General features: G+C 63.7%; 20 protein-coding genes. 12 read left to right on the top strand and 8 right to left on the bottom strand.

The annotated features are described in order from the left end of the window. Positions 1-83 precede the first annotated feature (83 nt). Positions 84-1238 carry a metallophosphoesterase gene (locus ACQZ5H_RS09505; protein ID WP_449097482.1) on the top strand — a complete coding sequence of 385 codons (1155 nt, stop codon included), beginning with the start codon at positions 84-86 and terminating at the stop codon, positions 1236-1238. Between the two features lie 27 nt (positions 1239-1265). Here the strand turns inward: ACQZ5H_RS09505 and ACQZ5H_RS09500 are convergent, their stop codons facing one another. The 7 genes from ACQZ5H_RS09500 to ACQZ5H_RS09470 are packed head-to-tail and all read right to left on the bottom strand — an operon-like array spanning position 1266 to position 8375. Beyond that, a complete protein-coding gene (locus ACQZ5H_RS09500) occupies positions 1266-2150 on the bottom strand; it encodes a hypothetical protein (RefSeq protein ID WP_449097481.1) in 885 nt (294 codons plus the stop codon). A 22-nt stretch (positions 2151-2172) separates the two neighbouring features. After that, positions 2173-3120: a threonine ammonia-lyase gene (locus ACQZ5H_RS09495; RefSeq protein ID WP_449097480.1), complete on the bottom strand. Its 948-nt coding sequence runs from the start codon at positions 3118-3120 to the stop codon at positions 2173-2175. 21 nt (positions 3121-3141) lie between these two features. Next, positions 3142-4131, bottom strand: coding sequence for an ornithine cyclodeaminase family protein (locus tag ACQZ5H_RS09490; RefSeq protein WP_449097479.1), 990 nt, complete (start codon positions 4129-4131; stop codon positions 3142-3144). A gap of 7 nt (positions 4132-4138) precedes the next feature. Continuing rightward, complete coding sequence (locus ACQZ5H_RS09485) at positions 4139-5251, bottom strand: DUF2817 domain-containing protein (RefSeq protein ID WP_449097478.1); 1113 nt, start codon at positions 5249-5251, stop codon at positions 4139-4141. A gap of 17 nt (positions 5252-5268) precedes the next feature. Further along, entirely contained in the window at positions 5269-6426 is a 1158-nt protein-coding gene (locus ACQZ5H_RS09480; protein WP_449097477.1) for a M20 metallopeptidase family protein, read from the bottom strand. Positions 6427-6465: 39 nt separating this feature from the next. Then, positions 6466-7422 (bottom strand): ornithine cyclodeaminase family protein, encoded by a 957-nt coding sequence (locus tag ACQZ5H_RS09475; protein WP_449097476.1) that lies wholly within the window; start codon positions 7420-7422, stop codon positions 6466-6468. Next, positions 7419-8375, bottom strand: a complete 957-nt coding sequence (locus ACQZ5H_RS09470; protein ID WP_449097475.1) for a threonine/serine dehydratase — start codon at positions 8373-8375, stop codon at positions 7419-7421. The genes ACQZ5H_RS09475 and ACQZ5H_RS09470 overlap by 4 nt, the downstream gene beginning before the upstream one ends. A gap of 276 nt (positions 8376-8651) precedes the next feature. Here ACQZ5H_RS09470 and ACQZ5H_RS09465 point away from each other — a divergent pair, with 276 nt between their 5' ends. The 5 genes from ACQZ5H_RS09465 (at position 8652) to ACQZ5H_RS09445 (ending at position 12416) form a co-directional block, all read left to right on the top strand. Further along, positions 8652-9314: a helix-turn-helix transcriptional regulator gene (locus tag ACQZ5H_RS09465; RefSeq protein WP_199625627.1), complete on the top strand. Its 663-nt coding sequence runs from the start codon at positions 8652-8654 to the stop codon at positions 9312-9314. 66 nt (positions 9315-9380) lie between these two features. Further along, positions 9381-10154, top strand: a complete 774-nt coding sequence (locus tag ACQZ5H_RS09460; protein WP_112714637.1) for a lysine/arginine/ornithine ABC transporter substrate-binding protein — start codon at positions 9381-9383, stop codon at positions 10152-10154. 27 nt (positions 10155-10181) lie between these two features. Further along, the gene (locus ACQZ5H_RS09455; RefSeq protein WP_130280397.1) at positions 10182-10886 is read left to right on the top strand and encodes an ABC transporter permease subunit; all 705 of its coding nucleotides are present in this window, start codon (positions 10182-10184) and stop codon (positions 10884-10886) included. Continuing rightward, the gene (locus tag ACQZ5H_RS09450; protein ID WP_449097474.1) at positions 10883-11569 is read left to right on the top strand and encodes an ABC transporter permease; all 687 of its coding nucleotides are present in this window, start codon (positions 10883-10885) and stop codon (positions 11567-11569) included. Before ACQZ5H_RS09455 ends, ACQZ5H_RS09450 begins: the two co-directional genes overlap by 4 nt. A gap of 211 nt (positions 11570-11780) precedes the next feature. Further along, positions 11781-12416, top strand: coding sequence for a hypothetical protein (locus tag ACQZ5H_RS09445; protein WP_449097473.1), 636 nt, complete (start codon positions 11781-11783; stop codon positions 12414-12416). A gap of 7 nt (positions 12417-12423) precedes the next feature. On the opposite strand, the gene ACQZ5H_RS09440 is transcribed toward ACQZ5H_RS09445, so the two are convergent. Further along, entirely contained in the window at positions 12424-13752 is a 1329-nt protein-coding gene (locus ACQZ5H_RS09440) for an aminotransferase-like domain-containing protein (protein WP_449097472.1), read from the bottom strand. Between the two features lie 100 nt (positions 13753-13852). Between ACQZ5H_RS09440 and ACQZ5H_RS09435 the strand changes: the two genes are divergently transcribed. The 6 genes from ACQZ5H_RS09435 to ACQZ5H_RS09410 all read left to right on the top strand — a co-directional run bounded on the left by ACQZ5H_RS09435 (position 13853) and on the right by ACQZ5H_RS09410 (position 20165). Further along, on the top strand, positions 13853-14833 hold the full coding sequence (locus ACQZ5H_RS09435; RefSeq protein ID WP_449097471.1) for a nitrate ABC transporter substrate-binding protein: 981 nt from the start codon (positions 13853-13855) through the stop codon (positions 14831-14833). A gap of 35 nt (positions 14834-14868) precedes the next feature. After that, positions 14869-15753, top strand: coding sequence for an ABC transporter substrate-binding protein (locus tag ACQZ5H_RS09430; protein WP_112715104.1), 885 nt, complete (start codon positions 14869-14871; stop codon positions 15751-15753). Next, positions 15750-16706, top strand: a complete 957-nt coding sequence (locus tag ACQZ5H_RS09425) for an amino acid ABC transporter permease (RefSeq protein WP_449097470.1) — start codon at positions 15750-15752, stop codon at positions 16704-16706. The genes ACQZ5H_RS09430 and ACQZ5H_RS09425 overlap by 4 nt, the downstream gene beginning before the upstream one ends. Next, positions 16703-17482 carry an amino acid ABC transporter ATP-binding protein gene (locus tag ACQZ5H_RS09420; RefSeq protein ID WP_449097469.1) on the top strand — a complete coding sequence of 260 codons (780 nt, stop codon included), beginning with the start codon at positions 16703-16705 and terminating at the stop codon, positions 17480-17482. The genes ACQZ5H_RS09425 and ACQZ5H_RS09420 overlap by 4 nt, the downstream gene beginning before the upstream one ends. 84 nt (positions 17483-17566) lie before the next feature. Beyond that, complete coding sequence (locus ACQZ5H_RS09415; RefSeq protein ID WP_449097468.1) at positions 17567-18748, top strand: M20 aminoacylase family protein; 1182 nt, start codon at positions 17567-17569, stop codon at positions 18746-18748. A 259-nt stretch (positions 18749-19007) separates the two neighbouring features. Then, positions 19008-20165: a Gfo/Idh/MocA family protein gene (locus ACQZ5H_RS09410; protein WP_449097467.1), complete on the top strand. Its 1158-nt coding sequence runs from the start codon at positions 19008-19010 to the stop codon at positions 20163-20165. The last annotated feature ends 8 nt before the right edge of the window (positions 20166-20173 follow it).

Here is a 20173-nt window from a genome sequence, read left to right as displayed (position 1 = left end):
GCCTCGCTTCGAGGCCCTTTGCATAATGCAGGCGGCCCTCACATATAGGATGGGATACCGCCCGTCCCTGCTCCAAGGCCACCATGCTTCCAATCTCGTTTTTCGCCCGCGTTCTGACGTTCGGCATCCTGCTGCATCTCTATGTCGGCATCCGGCTGACCTCCGCCGTCCCGGCAGGTAGCTGGGTCACCTGGTTCGCGGTGGTCTTCCTTCTCGCATCGCTCATCCTGATCCCGCTCGGCATGTCGGCCCGGCGCATTGCCCGGCAGCCGCTTTCCGACCGGATTGCCTGGGCTGGCCTCTCGGCGATGGGCTTCTTCTCCTCGCTGCTGGCGCTGACGGTGCTGCGCGACATTATTCTGATGGCCGCCAATATCGTCGCCTGGATGACCGGAAACGCGCAGGCGCTCCCGCCGCTGACAGCCTATAGCGCTGTCGCCGTTCCAGTCCTGGCGCTGGCGTTCAGCCTGCTCGGGCTCTATTCCGCCCGCCGCGTCGCGCCGGTGAAGACGGTCGATGTGCCGATAGCGGGGCTCGATGACGATCTCGATGGTTTCACCATCGTCCAGGTCAGCGACATCCATATCGGCCCGACGATCAAGCGTGGCTATGTCGAACGGATCGTTGCATCGGTGAATGCGCTGGAGCCGGATCTGATCGCCGTCACCGGCGATCTCGTCGATGGTTCCGTCTCACAGCTGCTGTCACATACGCAGCCGCTGAGGGCGCTGTCCGCCCGCCACGGCGCCTTCTTCGTCACCGGCAATCACGAATATTATTCCGGCGCCGATCCCTGGATCGCCGAGTTCCGCCGCCTCGGGCTAAACGTGCTGATGAACGAGCATGTGGTGATCGACCACGGTACGGCCCGAGCTGTGGTCGCCGGAGTCACGGATTACGGCGGCGGTCATTTCGACCCGGCGCATGAGAGCGACCCGGCAAAGGCGATCGACGGTGCGCCCGATGTGCCCTTCCGCCTGCTGCTGGCCCACCAGCCGCGCAGCGCCGCAGCGGCGTCGGAGGCAGGCTTCACGCTGCAGCTCTCCGGCCATACGCATGGCGGCCAGTTCCTGCCATGGATGTTCTTCGTGCGGCTGCAGCAGCCCTTCGTTCACGGGCTGGCAAAGCTCGGCGATCTCTGGGTCTATACCAGCCGCGGCACCGGCTATTGGGGACCGCCGCTGAGGCTTGCAGCACCCTCCGAGATCACCCGCCTGAGGCTGGTGCCCGGCCGCTGAGCGAACGGGCACCAGGAGTGTTTGATCCTAGCGGCCGGCGGCCTTCGTATGCATGACGAAGCCGCTTTCGGCGGGTTCGATCAGCACGGTGACCTCGGCAAGGTCGGCGAGATCGGCGACATGGGTTCCGGCGCAATACATCTGCGCATCCTGGCCATCCAGGCTGCACTGCCACAGGCGGCGCGCATCGAGCGTCGACGGAACCGGGGCCAGCGAGATCGCGCCCGGTGCCGAGAGCCAGCCCTTCAACGTCTCGTTTGCTGCGGCGATGACGCCAGGCAGATCGGCGATGAAGCGGTCGAGCTCGAAACCCTTTTTGCGCAGCGTCTTGCCCACCCGGTAGGTATCGACGGAGACATTCTCCGACAGCGACGCGCTGACGATCGCTTCCTTGTCGAGATCGGGGCTGCCGAGGCTATCGACGGCCGCACCTTCCTTGGTCCAGTAAGCCTTGGAAGCGCGGTTCAGCGCGAAGGCGGAGAGATGCGCGGCGGTATGCGCGACGCTGAGCTTGCGGCGGTAATCGGCATCGACCTCGATCGATACGGCGCTACCGATAGCCGGCTTCGCGCCGCTGACGACATGCACGACGACGCTTTTCCATTCTTCGCCGGTGCGGCCGAGCGCGCGGGCATCTTCGCCGAGCACGAGCTCGCCGGTCTCGCTATTGGCCATTCCGGTCAGGGCATCAACAACAGGATGGCTGACACCATCGGCGCCGGTCATGGTGCCGCGGTCGGCCGGCTGGTCGGGCCAGCGGAAGCTCACCGGATGAACCGGCGTGCTGTCGCAGACGACGAGCGTGTTGCCGTCTTCTCCGGCGCCGGCAAACAGCACCGTGCCGCTGCCCTTCACCTCGCCAGCGGCGAAGGTGACCAGCGTGCTTTCCCTGACATCAGTTTCAAAACGCATATGCTTTTTCCTAGAGATTATTTCAGAGCCACTGCTTGAGCAGGGCAAGATCGACATTGCCGCCGGAGACGACGCAGACCACCGGGCCCTTGCCGCGCACGCGGTCGCGATTGGCAAGCAGGCCGGCAAGAGCCGCCGCGCCGGCAGGCTCCGGCATCAGCTTGCAGCGCTGCATCAGCAGCTTCATCGCCTCGACGATCTGCTCGTCATTGACGAGCAGCACATCCTCGAAACGCTGGCGCACCAGCTCGAAGCATTTCACACCGGCGCTCGGCGCCGCAAGGCCATCGGCGATGGTCTTGACGACGGGAAGACGAACGGCGCTGCCGGTTTTCAGGCTTTCATACATGGCGGGCGCACCCTCCGGCTCGATGCCGAAGAGCGAGACGGCGCGGTCCTGCGCGATCGCCGCCTTGGCGAGACCACCGGCCATGCCGCCGCCGCCCATGCCGAGGAAGATCGTACCTACATCCGGCAGATCCTCGAAGATCTCGCAGCCGAGCGAGGCATGGCCGGTCATCAGCGCGTCGTCGTCATAGGAGGAAATATAGGTGAGGCCGCGCTCCTTGGCGGTATCGAGGCAGAACTGCGCGGCTTCCTGCGGCGTGCCGTGGAGGATCACTTCCGCGCCGTAGTCCTTCGTCGCCTGAACCTTTGTGGGGTTGGCGGTGGCCGCCATGATCACGACCGTCTTCACGCCGAGAACTGCACCGGCATAGGCAAGCCCTTGCGCCGCGTTACCGGCGGAGAAGGTGATCGCACCGGCAGCGCGTTCGGCGTCGGAGAGCGACATCAGCGCCCAGATCATGCCGCGCGGCTTGTAGGAACCGGTCTTCTGCAGAAGCTCGGCCTTCAGATAGACCTCCTCGCCGATCATCTTCGACAGGGTGGTGGAGCGCCAGAGCGGCGTGCGGTGGATGTGCGGCTGAACGGCGCTGCGGGCGCGTTCGATATCGGCGAGCAAGCTCATGATGATCCTTCTCCGTCCTGACTATGAAAAAGCGACGCTGGCGCCAAGCCCGCGCTCGGCAGCGGCTGTATAAAGGTAATGCGCGCAGACAAGATCCTCGGCCGGGATGCCGAGCGACTTGTAGATGGTGATCTCATCGTCCGTCCGGCGTCCGGTCTTGCTGCCGGTGAGGATCTCGCCGATCTCGGCAAGAATATGATCGTCGCCGACGCGCCCTTCGCGCTTGGCAGCGAGAAACTCGCCGCCCTGCAGCAGGGTCGAAGGCTTGTAGTCGACGAAGAACCGGGCCTTCTCGACGGCATCGACATCGATCTCGCGGGCTGCGGCAACGCTCGAGCCGACAACATTGATATGCGCGCCGGGGCTGATCATCCGTCCTGCCAGGATCGGTTCGGCCGCCCCTGTTACCGTGCAGATCAGGCTCGCGCCTGCGACGGCCGCTTCGACGGTCGGGGCAATCTCGATCTCGCAATCGACGGCTTCCCGGCCTTCCCGGGCGAAATGCGCGGCACGCTCGGCCGAGCGGCCCCAGACGCGAACGCGCCGGAGCTTGCGGACGGCGGCCATGGCGCGCAGATGCTGCAGCGCCTGCTCGCCATAGCCGAGGATCGCCAGATCATCGGCATCCGGCCGCGCAAGAAGCCGGGTCGCCAGCGCGCTCGCGGCAGCCGTGCGGATCGCCGTCACCTCGCCGCCGTGAACGATCGCCACCGGCGCGCCGCCTTCGGCCTCGAAGAGGGCGATGATGCCGCGATGCGACTGCAGGCCCTTCGCACCGTTTTCAGGGTAGACCGCGGTGAGCTTGGCGCCGAAGCTTGCCGGCGCGTTCATGGCGCCGGGCATCAGGCCGAAGCCGCGGCCCTGATCGCCGGGCAGGCCGATGATCCAGCGCGGCGGCTGCAGTGTCTCGCCCTTGGCGGTCGCCTGCATGGCCTGTTCCATGAGGCCGATGCAAACGGGCATGGTCAGCAATTCGCGGACGATGGGCTGGTCGATGATGCGTAATGTCATGCTGGGGTCATTTCGGCATTGGTGTTTCGTCATTGAGGCGGATGCGTTCGGCCACCTCGCGGAAGACCTGGCGCCCACGGAACCAGATCATTTCGCGCCAGTCGTCGCGGTCGGGGCAGTGGATATCGCGCCAGCGTCGGCGGGCGGCGCGCGCTTCGCCGGACAGGCGATCCGCATCGCGCCACAGCAGCGCGTCATTGCGCTCCAACCGGGCGCGCTGGCCATCAGCCAGCCATTCGCCGCCGAATTCCAGGCACATGGCGATCACGTCGGCATGCGGCAGCTGGCTTTCGCAATAGCCGTAGAAATGGCCGTGCTGGATGAACTCCTCATGGGCACGATCGCCAGCAAGCGGCGCCTCGATGGTCGGGCCGAACAGGATGTTCGCCTTGTCGAGCTGCGGCCCGCCCGGCATGTGCCAGAGCGGAATGCCGTAGCCATAGGGGCCGTAACCGGTGTGGATATCGATGACGGCGATGCGCTTCGCCTTGCCGCAATAGCGGGCGAAGATTTCGTCGATCGTCTTGCGGCTCCAGACCGGCGCAGCACCGCCATAGGAGGGAGCATCGGGGAAGGAATATTGGCCGCCCTGCAGCGTCATGCCGGCGGTCAGGCGGCCATGCTGCTCGCGATAGGCGGCGAGCGCCGCATCGGCGGCCCTGCGGCTGATGGCATCGTCTTCGGGGCACATGACGTGCTCGTAGAGTTCCGCATAGTCGGGATTGGCAGGCGGGTTGGCGAAGTCGACATAGTGCCGGTTGAGATCGACATTGTCTTCCTGCTGGCGGCGGTCCCAGGCCATGCCCCAGGGATTGATCGCATGGATATGCAGCATCGCGACATCGTCGGGCAGCGCCATGCCGGCACGAATCCAGCCGATCTGGCAGGCCGATCCGGCCCAGCCCTCGACGCCATGCGTGCCGGAGACCGAGACGACGAGATAGGGAGCGTCCGCCCGGCCGAAATAGGCGACGTCAGTGGTGAGCGCCTCGCCATCCGGTCCCTTCCCGGGATGCGGGAAGGCGTCGAGCCTTGCGGCACCGGCGTAGGCCTCGCGGAACTTGTGGCGAGCCGAAGCAAAGTCGGCCGAGAAGTCACCCAGGAAACTGCGGTCGTCCATGGCTGCGCCTCCGCTCGTCATGCCAGCGCCCGCTCTGCCGTTGCCGCCAGAAGGCTTGCGCCGCGCACCAGGATATCGTCGTTGAAGTCGTAACCCGGCTGATGCAGGCCGGCGCCCTCGCCCGTCTCGCCGTTACCGATCCAGATATAGGCACCCGGCAGGTGCTGCAGGAAGACGCCGAAATCGTCGCCCGCCATGGTCGGCGGCAGGCTTTCGAGCTCGCTTTCGCCGAAGAGTTCGGCGGCAACGTCGCGGATCAGTTTGCCTTCCGCCCTTGTATTCACAACCGGCGGGCAGAGCCCGTCGTCGAACCGGATGCTGCCCTGCGCTCCGGCAATCGCGGCCGCGGAGCCGACGATCTCTTCGAGACGGCGCTGGATCAGCTTGAGCGTATCGAGGCTGAAGGCACGGAAGGTGCCGGTCAGCACCGTCTTCGTCGGAATGATGTTCTGGGCGATACCGCCCTGGAAGGAGCCGATCGTCACGACCGATGCGCTCAGGGGATCGATCGCGCGCGCCGCGATCTGCTGGACGCCGGTGACGAAATGGCCACCAGCCAAAATCGGGTCGCCCGTCAGATGCGGCATCGCCGCATGGCCGCCGCGCGCCGTGAAGGTGACCTCGAATTCACCGGTTCCGGCCATCACAGGTCCATCATGGACGACGACGGCACCAGCCCGCAGGCCCGGCCAGTTGTGAAGGCCGAAGATGCGCTCTGCCGGGAAGCGGGCGAGAAGCCCGTCGTCGATCATCATCTGCGCGCCGCCATAGCGCTCCTCGGCGGGTTGGAAGAACAGGTAGACGGTGCCGCGGAACTGACGGGTGCGGGCGAGATGCGTCGCAGCGCCGATCAGGATCGCCGTGTGGCCGTCATGGCCGCAGGCATGCATCTTGCCGGACGTCTTGGAGGCATAGGGCAGACCGCTCTGTTCATGGATCGCCAGCGCATCCATATCGGCGCGCAGCGCCACGGACGGGCCGGGTCCTGAACCATGGATGACACCGACGACGCTATGGCCGCCGATGCCGGTATGAACCTCGATGCCCAGCTCGCGAAGGCGATCGGCGACAAAGGCCGCCGTCCATTCTTCCTCCAGCGACAGCTCCGGATGCCTATGCATCTCGTGGCGCATCGCCTTCAGGGCCGGAAAGGCATCTGCAATCAACTCAAGCACGGCACTCACTCCCGAAAACCATGGCCTGCATGCGTGACATCACGCGTCTCCCGCAATCACTGCCGAGGCGATCGCCACGTCCTGCACAGCGAGACCGGTGAGCGAGGCAATCGTCACTTGGTCGGCTCCGGAGCGCGCCTTGGCATCGCCTGCAATGATCTGGCCGAGTTCGCTGACGCGGCCGATATCCACCGTACCGGCATCGAGCGCGCCCTTCAGATCGCCGCGAAGCGATCCCTGGACGCGGCTGTCGACGACGACCATGTCGGCCGCCGAAAAGACATCGGCATGCAGCTCGCGCTTCTCTGGCGTGTCGGCGCCCATTGCGGTGATATGCGTGCCCTTGCGGATCATCGCGCCGTGCAGATGCGGGACGATGCTCGGTGTCGTCGTGACGATGATCCGGCAGCGCTCGGCCACTTCCTCGACACTTCCGGCAACGGTCACCGAATAGCCGTCCTGCCGCATTTTTTCGGCATAGGCTTCGGCGCCCTCCTTACGGCGGCCCCAGACGAGCACGTTCTTGCAGGGGCGGACCGTCTGCAGGAATTTCACCTGCAGTTCCGCCTGCATGCCGGTGCCGATGACGCCGATCGTGTCGACCTCAGCGGGCGCCAGATATTTTGCCGCGACCGCACCGGCGGCTGCCGTGCGGATATCCGTCAGGTGACCGCGATCGTCGAGAATGGCGGCAAGCGCCCCGGTCTGGCGCTCGAAGGCGAGCATCAGACCGTTGCTGCTCGGCAGGCCATGGCGCGGGTTTTCATAGAAACCCGAGGCAATCTTGACGACATAGAATTCGCCGCCGCCGATATAGCCGTACTTGATGTGCACATCGCCGGGCGGATTATCGAAGATCAGCTCGCCCGGAGCCGGAACGATCGCATCGCCCGCCGAGAAGGCGCGGAACGCCTCCTCGACACAGACGACCGGATTGATCGCCGTCAGGCGGCTGCGGATTTCTTCAGGCGAGAAAAGACGGGCGGAGGAGGTCAAATGACGCTCCTCAGGACATCGCGGCTGACATTGGCGCCGCAGATGACGGCGACCGAACGGCCACGGGTCCACTCGGGAGCGACCTTGCCGAGACCGGCCAGCGCCACGCCGGCAGCGCCTTCGAGCAGCATGTGATGGCCGTCGATGAAGGTGCGCATGGCTTCGGCGATCTCTTCTTCCGAGACATCGACCCAATGGTCGACGAGATCACGGCAGAAAGGGAAGGTGATCGTGTCGGATTCCAGACCGCCGGCGGTGCCGTCGGACAGCGTATCGTCGGAGGGCAGATCGAGAACCGAACCGGCCTCGACCGACCGCGCCATGACGCAGGAATTCGCGGGCGAGCAGCCGATGATGCGGGTCTTCGGCGAGACTGCCTTCATATAGGCGGCGATGCCGCCGATCAGGCCGCCGCCGCCAACGGAGACGAAAAGATTGTCGATCGGCTGACCGGCGCTCTGGCGCATCAGCTCGACGCCGATCGTGCCCTGGCCGCGCATGACCTCATAGTCGTTGTACGGCGGAACGTAGAGGCAGCCATGCTCCTTGGCATAGGCGCGGGCATGGATTTCCGTGTCGATACTGTCATCGCCGTAGAAGGCGACTTCGGCGCCGAGCTTGCGGATGTTGGCAACCTTCGACGGCGAGGCGCCCTCGGGAACGAAGACCAGGCCATTGCCGCCGATGACGCGCAGCGCGTAAGCGACGGCCGCACCGTGATTGCCGGAGGAAGCGGTGACCACCTTGGTCTTTGCCGCCTCATCGCCCATGGCAAGGATCTTGTTCAGCGCGCCGCGCAGCTTGAAGGATCCGGTATGCTGCAGGTTTTCGAGTTTCAGCAGAACTTCCTGGCCGATCTTGTCCGAGAAAGTCGGCGATGCCTCCAGCAGCGTTTCGCGTGCGTAAGGGCGGATGCGGCGTTCTGCCGCTTCGATGGTCTCAGAAATGCTCACATAAAACTCCATTCTTGAATGCTGACGGGCGATCGTCTCAGCGGGCCGAAGACTAGACAAAAAATCCATGGGGAGACACTGCGTCTGCATCCTCAACCTCTGCTCGAGAAAAGGCGGTTCCGCGACGTCAGATGCTATGAAATCCAGCCTTAAGTAGCGATTTCGCAGCTAACGGCACGCAATCCACTTCCTCCCTGAACACTTCCTATACCCGGACGAGATTTGAGACAATATGTCTTGTTTGACAAAATGTCTTACAGGGCGTAACCGTTAAGCATGAAGGAAGTTCTGAAGCCATACGTTCCCGTTTGCCAGGCGATTGCGACGCTGCTGCAGCCGCATGCCGAAGTCGTGCTGCACGACCTTGCGACCGGCAACATCGCCTTTATCGCCAACGCCTTTTCCAAGCGCCGGCCGGGGGACTCCTCGATGACCGATGTGGAAGTGGCGATCTCGATCGACTCCTCCGTCATCGGCCCCTATCGCAAGACCAATTGGGACCGCCGCCAGCTGCGCTCGGTCACCGCGGTGCTGCGCGACCACGCCAACCGGCCGGTCGGGCTGCTCTGCATCAACCTCGACATTTCGGTGTTCGAGGGTGCGGTCGAATTCATCCGCAACCTCATCCAGTTCTCGCCGCCCTCCGAACCGCCGGAAGCGCTGTTCAAGAGCGACTGGAAAGAGGTCGTCAGCGCCACGATCGACGCCTATCTGCGCGAGCGGCATCTGACGGAAGCCGGCCTCAGCAAGGACGATCTCAGCGAGCTCGTCTCCATTCTCGACAATCAGGGACTGTTCTCGATCCGCAATGCCACCCCGTACATCGCCGAGGTGCTGAGGATGTCGAGAGCGACGCTCTACAAGCATCTCAAGGATCTGAGAGACAAGAAGAGCGGCAGGAATTCTCCGGGAGCCAAGGCGCTCCAGGAGGAAATTTGAGGCTATCCGGCGCCCCCGCCGGCCGGCCTTTGGCAACCACCTCATAAAGATAAAGGGAACTGAGACATGAATAGAACTATCGCTGCGGCCGCTTTCGCCGCACTCGGCCTGCTCGGCCTTTCGGCATCCTCCGCCTTCGCTCAGGAAAAGCTGACCATCGCCACCGAAGGCGCCTACCCGCCCTTCAACTTCAAGCAGGCCGACGGTACGCTCGCCGGCTTCGACGTCGATATCGCCAAGGCGCTCTGCGACAACATGAAGGTCGAGTGCAAGATCGTCGCCCAGGATTGGGACGGCATCATTCCGGGCCTGCTCGCCCACCACTACGACGCGATCGTCGCTTCGATGTCGATCACCGAGGAGCGCAAGAAGAAGATCGCCTTCACCGACCCCTATTACCACACGGCCGGTGCGCTCGCGGTTCTGAAGTCCGCGCCCCTCGCAGGCAACACGCCTGACGACCTGAAGGGCAAGACGCTCGGCGTGCAGTCCTCCTCGACCTTCTCGACGCTGATCGAAGACAAGTACAAGGATGCCGACGTGCGCCAGTACGGCACCGTCGACGAAGCCCTGCTCGACCTCGTCGCCGGCCGCGTCGATGCCGTCATGGCCGACAAGATCACGCTGACCGAGTGGTTCAAGAAGTCGGGCAATGACTGCTGCCAGCTCGCCGGCAACGACATCAAGGACTCGCACTATCTCGGCGACGGCGTCGGCATCGGCATCCGTCAGGCCGAACCGGACCTGCAAGCCAAGCTGAACAAGGCGCTCGCCAATATCGTCGCTGACGGCACCTACAAGACGATCAACGCGAAGTACTTCCCCTTCTCGATCTACTAAGCCGTCGCGCCCGGAGACGAAAAGGCCATGGAAACCCTTGGATTTGGCGCGAATGGCTGGGGCGGCCAGCTCCTCGCCGGCACATTGCTGACGATCGAGCTGGCACTGACGACCCTGCCGTTCGGCTTTGCCCTCGGGCTTGGCCTTGCCCTGATGAAGAATGCCCGCAGCAAAGTGCTGCGGGCAATCGGCGAAGGCTTCACGACAGCCTTTCGCGGCCTGCCCGAACTGCTGACGCTGCTGCTCATCTATTACGGTTCGTCGATCGCCATCCGCACCGTCGGCGAATGGATGGGCTATAGCGTCAATCTCGAACTCAGCCCGTTCATCGCCGGTGTCATCGCGCTCGGCGCCGTCTTTGCCGCCTATTCCAGCGAAGTGCTGCTCGGCGCACTCCGCGGTATCGACCGCGGCCAGATCGAGGCCGGTCTCAGCCTCGGCCTGAAACCTTTCCCGCTGTTTCTCAAGGTGATCTTCCCGCAGCTGTTGCGCCCGGCCCTGCCCGGCCTCGGCAACTGCTGGCTGGCGCTGCTGAAGGAAACGTCGCTGGTCTCGGTGATCGCGCTCGACGACATCCTGCGCCAGGCCTATCTGGCCTCGGGCCAGACCAAGCAGCCCTTTCTCTTCTATGCCGCCGCCTGCACGATCTATCTGCTGCTGACGATGCTCTCGAGCACGGTGCTGATTGCGCTCGAACGCTATGCCAACCGTGGATGGGGGCATGCGCGATGATCGATCTCGACGTTTTCCAGCAATATGGCGGACGCCTGTTTTCTGGCCTGCTCGTCACCATCGAGCTGACGGTCATCTCCATCATGCTCGGCGCCGTCCTCGCCGCGCTGCTGACCTGGGCCAGGTTGTCCGGCCCGAAGGCGGTGCGGGCTGCGGCCTTCGCCTATTCCTATGCGGTGCGCGGCACGCCGCTGCTCGCCCAGGTCTTCCTGGTCTATTACGGTTCCGGACAGTTCCGGCCCGAACTGCAGGCGCTCGGCCTATGGCAGCTGTTCCGCGAGCCGCAATTCTGCGTGCTTTTGACCTTCAGCCTCAACACCGCCGCCTACCAGTCGGAAATCTTCCGCGGCGCGGTGCTCGCCGTTCCGCGCGGACAGATGGAAGCCGCGAAAGCGCTGGCGCTGAGGCCGTTCCTGGCGACCTTCCTCGTTGTCGTGCCGCAGGCAATCCGCCACGGCCTGCGCGGCTTCGGCAACGAAGTTGTGCTTGTGCTGAAAGGCAGCGCGGTCGCCAGCGTCGTCACCGTCTACGACCTGCTCGGCGCCACGCGCTTTGCCTTCCAGCGCACCTATGATTTCCAGCTCTATATTGCGGCGGCGATCGTCTACATCATCATCGTCGAGCTGCTGCGCCGCGGCTGGAATCATCTGGAAGCTCGCTTCCGGCTGAAGGCTGCCCGCTAGTCCGGCCGGCCTCTGATCGACCTCCAAGCGGGCGGCAAGCAGGCCGCCCGGCGCATGATGCTCCCCGTCCGCTAAGGCTTTGCTGCGGCTATGTTACCGGCCGATGCGCAATCGTGAAGGAACGGGCTTGTCCACAGCTGCGTTTTCCAAACGGTAGAAATCGCGTGCCCGGCATGCGATTGACTGATGCGGAATCGCTGACGAGGACATGATGGCTTTCGATTTCGGCATGCTTCCGATTGCTCTTGCTGCAGCAATCGTCGCACCCGCCGCCGCTCCGCAGGAGACGGCGCCGGCGATGCTGCCTTTCGGCATATCGCAGGACATGCGCCCCTCAACGCTCGGCTGCGAGGCGATCGATGGCGGCGGTAGCAGCACGAGCGACGCGACCGGACAATATGTCTGCAAGGGCGCGCCGGAGGCGAGCGACCTCTTCAGCGAATATATCCTCGCCTATGTGAAGGGCACCGGGATCTGCAACATCTCGGCGGTCTCCTCCTATATCGCCGAAGACAGCGACGGAAAGAAAACCCGCGCGCTGTTCGGCAAGGCCTATGCGCTGATCAGCCAGCAGCTCGGCAAACCCGACGAAACGGTCGATCACGCCACCAGCAACGAATTCCGCGACAACCGGCAGTTCGAAGAGGCGATCATCAGCGAAGACCGGCAGATTTTCGACCAGTGGAACGACCTGTCGCTGCGCTTCGGCAATGCCGAGTCCGCCAGCCTGACGATATCGGGCAGCGACGAGCTCGGCCTCGCCGTCTACGGCATCTTCCGCTTTGCCGGCAATGACGACTGCTTGCGCAAGATGGAACTGGCGACCGGCCGCTCCGCCGGCGAATGATCCTTCCTCACTGGTGAACGGCCGCGAGCGCGATACCGTCGGCAACCTCCTGGCAGCGATCCGTCAGGTTGGCGGTCGCAACGCGCAGGTGGCTGCTCGGCAGGACCGAGAACTTCGCGCCCGGATGAACCGCGATGCCGCGGGCGGCGAGCGTCACCAGAGCAAACGGCTCCGAGGAAACCGGCACCCATGCACATAATCCGCCCCCATGGGCCGCCTCGACCCCGCGCTCACCAAGCGCATTGATCAGGTCGGCGCGGCGTTTGATGTAGATGTCGCGCGCCCGCTCCAGCGTTTCGCCGGTTGCGGGATCGCGGAGCAGCCAGGCGGCTGCGGATTGCAGGATGCGGCTGGTCCAGCCGGCGCTGAAGGCGCGGTAGGACTGGATCTGCTCGATCATCGCCCGCGAGCCGGAAAGCACCGCGAGCCGGAGATCCGGGCCATGGGTCTTTGAGAAGGACAGGATGTGGATGACGCGATCCGGATAGAGCGAGCCCAGCGAATGGCGCGGTGCCGACGCAATATCGGCAACGCCGTCGTCCTCGACGATCAGCGTATCGCTATCTTTCAGGATCGCCGCCAGTGCCTGCATCCGCCCGGCGCTGACGCTCTGGCCTGTGACGGAATGGATGCGAGGCTGGAAGATGAAGGCTGCCGGGCGCAGCCGCATCGCCGCTTCCAGTGACGCCGGAACCGGCCCCTCGCCATCGCATTGGACCGGCAGGATGCGCACGCCGCGGTCTTCCAGGATGTCGAGCAGTCGCATGCCTGTGGGAACCTCGATCGCCACCGAAGCTCCCGGCGTTACCAAGGCATGGATCAGCGTATAGACGGCATTGTAGCCGCCATTGGTCGCGAGAAAGGCTTCCGGCTCGTAGGGCCAGGAACGCCTGACCGCCTCTTCCAGCTCCGGCAGGATGCGGCTGCGCTCGTAACTGTTCAGGTTCTCGGCCGAGGCGCCATAGGCCATGGCTTCAGCGAGCTTCGGCAGCAGGCGCACATCGGGCACAGCCGCCGTGAGGTCCAGCACCCCCTCACCATAGTCGCCGACGCTTGCCAGGCGCTCCGGCTTGGCAATGAAGCGGTCGCCGCTGACCCAGGTGCCGTTGCGGCCGCGGCCGCTGATGATTTTCTGCCGCCGCAGCTCGCTCCAGGCCTCGGAGATCGTCGCGGGGCTGATCCCGAGCGCGAAGGCGAGATCGCGGATCGCCGGCAATTTGGTGCCGACAGGCAGCGCTCCGGCCCGGATCAAGGCACTGGTTTCAATCGCGATTCCCCGAATCGTACGATCGTTCAATTTTTCAGCAAACCAGTTTGCGTCCCGTATTTCGCTCATTTTCGCGCCATTTTTAATGTTCAATAACGTAATAACATTTGATCAATGTATTTTGAACATTTATCGATCATGAACACAAGCTTTTTAAGAGTAGATGCACATGCCCCTGACCTTACGCCTCGCCCTTCGTGACTGGGACTACATGACGCCACTGGTTCTCGGTGACGTCTCCTCGCCAAAGCTCGACATCAAGGTCGATCGCGTCGGCACGCTGCTTTCGCATGTCGGCAAGAGCGACAGCTATGACGCCGCAGAAATGTCCTTCAGCCGCTACACGCAGCTGCGCATCGATGGCGACGAGAGCGTCGTCGGCATTCCGAACTTCATCATGCGCGGCTTCCGCCATCGCTGCATCGTCACGACCAAGGACAGCAAGCTGCGCGAACTCGGTGATCTCGCCGGCAAGCGCATCGGCGTCACCGGCTGGCGCGACTCCGGTAACACCTGGACGCGTGCTGCGGTGCGCCGCGAAGGCGTCGGCGTCGAGGATGCCATGTGGTATGCGGGACGCCTGACCGAAGCGCATCCGATCGTCGACCGTCTCGACGGCTTCGGCCGCGCTGGGCGCATCGAAGCCGCTCCCGGCGAGCGCCCGATGGTCGATCTGCTGAAGGAAGGCGCGCTCGACGCGATCTTCACGCCCTTCATGCCCGACGGCTACTTCGCCAGCGGCTCGCCTTTCCGCCAGCTTCTTTCGGACTTCCGTGGCGCCGAGCGTCGCTATTTCGACGAGGTGGGCTATGTACCCGGTATGCACCTGATCGGCATCAAGTCGGAGATCGCCGCCGAGCATCCCTGGGTGATCGAAGAGCTCAGCCGCCTGATCGATGAATCGCAGCGCATGTGGCTCTCCAAGCGGCGCAAATATGCCGAGACGACGCCCTTCATGTTCGACGAGCTTCTGAAATGCGCCGCCGAACTGCCCGAAGGCTGGGATGCAAGCGGCTTTGCGCCCAACCGCAAGATGATCGCCGATTTCGCCGGAGAGCTTCATGCCCAGGGCATCCTGCCGCGGCTGATGACGCCGGAAGAACTCTTTCCACTCGACATTGACGGCAGACCGGTAGCTGCCGCCGCCTGACACCCGAGAATATCAAATCAAAAAGGGGAATGACCATGCAATTGAAGAAAATGACCACTCTTGCGCTCGCCGGCGTCATGCTCTCCGGAGCGGCCCTGGCGCAGGATCTGCCGAAGCTTTCGGTCAACGAGGAGCTGAAGGCCAAGCTGCCCGAGGCGATCCGCACGGCGGGCAAGATGATCTCCGTCAATAACGGCTCTTTCCCTCCCTATGAAATCGTCACCGGCACCGAGATGACCGGCGCCAGCGCCGATCTGACCGACGCGCTCGGCCAGATCCTCGGTGTCAAGATCGAGCATGAAACGGTCGGCGGCCTTCCCGCCCTCCTCGCCGGCGTCAATTCCGGCCGCTACCAGTTCGCCTTCGGCCCCGTCGGCGATTTCAAGAGCCGCGAAGAGGCCAACGACTTCGTCGACTGGGTTCAGGAATTCGTCGTCTTTGCCGTCCAGAAGGGCAATCCGAAGGCGATCACCTCGCTCGACAGCGCCTGCGGCAACCGCATTGCCGTCATGGCTGGCGGCTCGGCCGAAAAGGTCATCCAAGTCCAGGCCGAGAAGTGCAAGACCGACGGAAAGGACCCGATCGAAGTGCAGTCCTTCACCGACCAGCCGAGCTCGATCCTGGCGGTCCGCTCCAAGCGTTCGGACGCCTTCTTCTCCTCCCAGGCACCGCTCACTTATTTCGTCTCGCAGGCCAATGGCCAGCTGGAACTGACGGGTGTCGGCCAGAAGAACGGCTTCGAAGCGCTCTATCAGGGCGCCGTCGTTCCCAAGGGTTCCCCGCTCGGCCCCGTTCTGCGTGACGCGGTCAAGGTTCTGATCGATAATGGCACCTATGCGGCCATCATGAAGAAGTGGGGCCTCGAGAACAACATGATCAAGGAGCCGGGCATCAACCTCGGCGGGACGTTGCCGAAATGAGCACTGATATCAAGAACACCGCATCGCCACCCGGCGATGCGGCAGCTCGGGATGTGGCGCATGCCCACAAACCCTTCCCCACCGGCCGCGTCGCGGCCTGGGTCATCGTCCTGGCAATTGCCGCCTACTTTGCCTGGTCGATCGCCGGAAACGAAAATTTCGGCTGGCCGGTCGTCGCCCAGTATTTCTTCGATCCGGTCGTCATCAGCGGTCTCTATGTGTCGCTTGGCCTGACCGTCGTGGCGATGATCATTGGCGTCATCCTCGGCCTGCTGCTTGCCATCGCCCGCCTGTCGAAGGACGGCCTTGCCAACTCTCTCGCATCGCTCTTCATCTGGTTCTTCCGCGGCACGCCGCTGCTGGTGCAGCTGATCTTCTGGTACAACCTCTCGACCCTCTTCCCGACGCTGTCGATCGGCATCCCGTTCTTCGGGCCGACCTTCGTCAGCTGGGACACGAATTCCGTCATCAGTCCGATGACCGCCGCGATCGCCGGTCTCGCCCTCAATGAAGCAGCCTATATGGCCGAGATCATCCGCGGCGGCCTGCTTTCGGTCGACAAGGGCCAGTTCGAGACCGCCGAAGCCTTCGGCATGACCCGGGCAAGGGCGCTGCGCCGCATCATCATTCCGCAGGCGATGCGCTCGATCGTTCCGCCGACCGGCAACCAGCTGATCAGCATGATCAAGGCGACCTCGCTCGTCAGCGTCATCGCCATGGCCGATCTGCTCTATTCGGTCCAGTCGATCTACAACCGCACCTTCGAAGTCATCCCGATGCTGCTCGTCGCCGTCATCTGGTACCTGCTCATCACCTCGGTGCTGAACATCGGCCAGAGCTATATCGAGCGCTACTACAGCCGTGGCGACCGCCGCACCGGCGCCCCCAGGGCCGCGAAGGACGCCGCCGTGCCGGCACCGGCTCTTGCTGCCGCACAGGAGGCGAGCCAATGAACACGATCGCGACCATCGAGCCGCTCGTGCGCGCCCGAAATGTCCACAAGTCCTTCGACCAGCTCGAAGTGCTGAAGGGCATCGACCTCGACGTCGCCCCCGGCGAAGTCGTCGTCATCCTGGGACCGTCGGGCTCCGGCAAATCGACCTTCCTGCGCTGTATCAACCGCCTCGAAACGATCAATCAGGGTTCGATCGAGGTGGATGGCGAGCAGATCGGCTACAGCTTCCGCAAGGGCAAGCTGGTGCAGCTTTCCAATCACGCCGTCGCGCTCCAGCGCCGGAAGATCGGTATGGTGTTCCAGCAGTTCAACCTCTACCCGCATATGACGGCGCTGCAGAACATCGTCGAGGCACCGGTCGGCATCCACGGCGAAAGCCGCAAGGAAGCGACCGAGAATGCCAAGCGCCTGCTGGAACGCGTCGGCCTCTCGGCCAAGGCGGACAACTATCCGCGCCAGCTTTCCGGCGGCCAGCAGCAGCGCGTCGCCATCGCCCGGGCGCTCGCCATCAAGCCGAAGCTGATGCTCTTCGACGAGCCGACCTCGGCGCTCGACCCGGAACTCGTCGGCGAGGTGCTCGCCACCATGCGCGACCTCGCCAACCAGGGCCTGACGATGATCGTCGTCACCCACGAGATCGGCTTTGCCCGCGAGGCGGCCGACCGCGTCGTTTTCATGGATGGCGGCAAGGTCGTCGAACAGGGCAAGCCCGAAGATGTGCTCGGCAATCCGCAGCACCCCCGCACCCGAAGCTTCCTGTCGCGCTTTATCTGAGCGCGGCAATTCTCCTCCCGAAAAGATGCGCGCCGCTTGCCGCCCTGGCGGCAGCGGCCGCACTCCCGCAAGACCGGAACGGCCATGACCCTCAAGAACGATTTCGCCAGCCTCTCGGATCTCGAACCGATGAAAGCAGAGCTGACGGCAACCCGCCGCCACCTTCACGCCAATCCCGAACTCTCCTTCGAAGAAGCCGAAACAGCACGCCTCGTCGCCGAAAAGCTCGAGGCCTGGGGCTATGACGTGACGCGCAATGTCGGCGGCCACGGTGTCGTCGCCCGCATGACGGCCGGCAGCGGCAAGAAGAGCATCGCCATCCGCGCCGACATGGACGCGCTGCCGATCGCCGAGCAGACCGGCCTCGACTATGCGAGCAGGGTTTCCGGCAAGATGCATGCCTGCGGCCACGACGGCCATACGACCATTCTTCTTGGCGCCGCCGAATATCTGGCCCGCACCCGCCGCTTCAACGGCACGGTGACGCTGATCTTTCAGCCGGCAGAGGAAGCGGGCGCCGTCAGCGGCGCCCCGGCAATGATCGCCGATGGCCTGTTCGAGCGCTTTCCCTTCGACGTCATCTACGGTCTGCACAATCATCCGGGCGCGCCCGAGGGCACCTTCCTGATGCGCTCCGGCCCGCTGATGGCAGCCGCCGATACCGCCGAGATCACCATCACCGGCAAGGGCGGCCACGCCTCGCGCCCACACCTGACGATCGACCCTGTCGTCGTTGCCTGCCATCTCGTCGTCGCGCTGCAGACCATCGTCTCGCGCAGCGTCGACCCGACCCAGACGGCGGTCGTCACCGTCGGCGCGATCCATAGCGGCGAGGTTTCGAACGTCATTCCTGAAAGCGCCAAGCTGCTGATCACCGTCCGGTCCTTCGATCCGAAGACCCGCGAACTCCTGGAAGCCCGCGTCCGCAAGCTGACGGAGTCCGTCGTCGACGGCTTCGGCGCCACGGTGGAGATCGACTACGTCCACGGCCACCCTGTGGTTGTCAATTCCGAGGCGGAGACTGAATTCGCCTGGAAGGTCGCCGAAGAACTCGTCGGCGCCGAAAAGGTCACGACCTGCGCCCTGATCCCCGGGAGTGAGGACTTCTCGCACTTCCTCGAACACAAGCCCGGCGCCTTCCTGCGCCTCGGCAACGGCGTCAACTCGGCCATCCTGCACAGCGCCAAATACGACTTCGCCGATGAAAGCCTGGTGGCGGGTGCTGCCATGTGGGCGCGATTGACCGAGCGCTATCTCGACGAATAGGCCTCAGGGCCGCTACACCGCCTCTAAAGTGGAGCAGCCAACTGGTTCCACGGAACGAAACCAGTTTCATGACGCCCGCGGCAGCCGTTTTCATCGGCTGCCTGCTTTGCTTGCGCGGATATGCCCAAAAACGCGCTTATCCCGTATATTATGAAAATTAATTTCATCAATGCGCTTTCAGGCCCGTTTTCGGTTGACGGCCCCTGATTTTTGTCCCAACTTGAAGAAAATAAATTACGAAATTGGGAACGTCATCGGGATGAAAGTGGGAATCATAGGGCTGGGATTCCGGCTCGGCTACCTCGGCCATGTCTTTACGGCTATCGACAGCAGCTTCGAAATCGTCGGCTATGTCGATCCGGAGCCCGCGGGTCTTCCGGGGCTGACGGAAAAGGGCATTTCGGTCGGCAAGGCCTATGGCACGCCGCAGGAACTGCTGGCCTCCGAAAAGCTCGATCTCCTGATGATCGGCTCTCCCAACCACTTGCATCTCGACCATATCCGCCTCGGCCTCGAATCCGGCCTGAAGGTTTTCTGCGAAAAGCCGATCGTCACGACGATCGCCGAGAGCATCGAGCTCGCTCACCTGATGGCGAAATTCGGCCATGAGCGGCTGATGGTCGGCCTCGTGCTGCGCTACTCGCCACTCTACAAGGACCTGCGCGCCATCCAGGCCGAAGGCAAGCTCGGCCAGATCGTCTCGATCGAGGCATCCGAGCATATCGAGCCCTATCACGGCGCCTTCTTCATGCGCGACTGGCGCCGCTACGAGCGCTATTCCGGCAGCTTCATGCTGGAAAAGTGCTGCCATGACCTCGATCTCTACAATGGCGTGGTCGGCGCACGTCCCGAGCGCGTCGCAAGCTTCGGGGGCCGCAAGAGCTTCATTCCCGCCAACGACCCGGCCCGCGAAGGCATCAACGATCTCGAACTCTTCCATCGCAAGCCGAGCGGCTGGATGGGCTCCGACAAGGTGTTCGACAGCGATGCCGATATCATCGACTACCAGGTGGCAATCGTCGAATATGCCAATGGCGTCGGCATGAACTTCCACACGAACCTGAACGTCCCCGACCAGTTCCGCCGTTTCGCGATCATGGGGTCGCGCGGCATGGCCGAAGGCGACTTCGTCCGTGGCTATCTCGATGTCCACGAGCAGCTGACCGGCAAGAAGGTCGTCGAGACGAAATATGCCGCGACCGAACTCTCCCAGCATTACGGCGCCGACGAGCAGATGGCGGCCGATATCCTGGAGAGCGTGCGCACCGGGTCCGAACTGCCGGTCTCGACGCTCAATGCTCTGGAGGCCGGCATCCTGGCGCTTGCCATGGATGAGGCCCGCATGAAGAAGGCCGTCATCGACCTTCGTCCCGTCTGGGACAGGTTCGACGAGGCGCTACACGCCAGAGCGGCTTGAGGGAGGCG

This window comes from Rhizobium sp. 21-4511-3d (assembly GCF_053522545.1).
Note: the sequence above shows the minus strand (reverse complement) of the source record. Positions and strands in the feature narration are given on the sequence as shown.

Coding starts and splice junctions, on each gene's coding strand:
- ACQZ5H_RS09500 (WP_449097481.1), bottom strand. CDS start 2,150: ATGCGTTTTGAAACTGATGTCAGGGAAAGCACGCTGGTCACCTTCGCC.
- ACQZ5H_RS09425 (WP_449097470.1), top strand. CDS start 15,750: ATGAGCACTGATATCAAGAACACCGCATCGCCACCCGGCGATGCGGCA.
- ACQZ5H_RS09460 (WP_112714637.1), top strand. CDS start 9,381: ATGAATAGAACTATCGCTGCGGCCGCTTTCGCCGCACTCGGCCTGCTC.
- ACQZ5H_RS09485 (WP_449097478.1), bottom strand. CDS start 5,251: ATGGACGACCGCAGTTTCCTGGGTGACTTCTCGGCCGACTTTGCTTCG.
- ACQZ5H_RS09420 (WP_449097469.1), top strand. CDS start 16,703: ATGAACACGATCGCGACCATCGAGCCGCTCGTGCGCGCCCGAAATGTC.
- ACQZ5H_RS09465 (WP_199625627.1), top strand. CDS start 8,652: ATGAAGGAAGTTCTGAAGCCATACGTTCCCGTTTGCCAGGCGATTGCG.
- ACQZ5H_RS09410 (WP_449097467.1), top strand. CDS start 19,008: ATGAAAGTGGGAATCATAGGGCTGGGATTCCGGCTCGGCTACCTCGGC.
- ACQZ5H_RS09435 (WP_449097471.1), top strand. CDS start 13,853: ATGCCCCTGACCTTACGCCTCGCCCTTCGTGACTGGGACTACATGACG.
- ACQZ5H_RS09495 (WP_449097480.1), bottom strand. CDS start 3,120: ATGAGCTTGCTCGCCGATATCGAACGCGCCCGCAGCGCCGTTCAGCCG.
- ACQZ5H_RS09445 (WP_449097473.1), top strand. CDS start 11,781: ATGGCTTTCGATTTCGGCATGCTTCCGATTGCTCTTGCTGCAGCAATC.
- ACQZ5H_RS09440 (WP_449097472.1), bottom strand. CDS start 13,752: ATGAGCGAAATACGGGACGCAAACTGGTTTGCTGAAAAATTGAACGAT.
- ACQZ5H_RS09490 (WP_449097479.1), bottom strand. CDS start 4,131: ATGACATTACGCATCATCGACCAGCCCATCGTCCGCGAATTGCTGACC.
- ACQZ5H_RS09450 (WP_449097474.1), top strand. CDS start 10,883: ATGATCGATCTCGACGTTTTCCAGCAATATGGCGGACGCCTGTTTTCT.
- ACQZ5H_RS09455 (WP_130280397.1), top strand. CDS start 10,182: ATGGAAACCCTTGGATTTGGCGCGAATGGCTGGGGCGGCCAGCTCCTC.
- ACQZ5H_RS09415 (WP_449097468.1), top strand. CDS start 17,567: ATGACCCTCAAGAACGATTTCGCCAGCCTCTCGGATCTCGAACCGATG.
- ACQZ5H_RS09505 (WP_449097482.1), top strand. CDS start 84: ATGCTTCCAATCTCGTTTTTCGCCCGCGTTCTGACGTTCGGCATCCTG.
- ACQZ5H_RS09430 (WP_112715104.1), top strand. CDS start 14,869: ATGCAATTGAAGAAAATGACCACTCTTGCGCTCGCCGGCGTCATGCTC.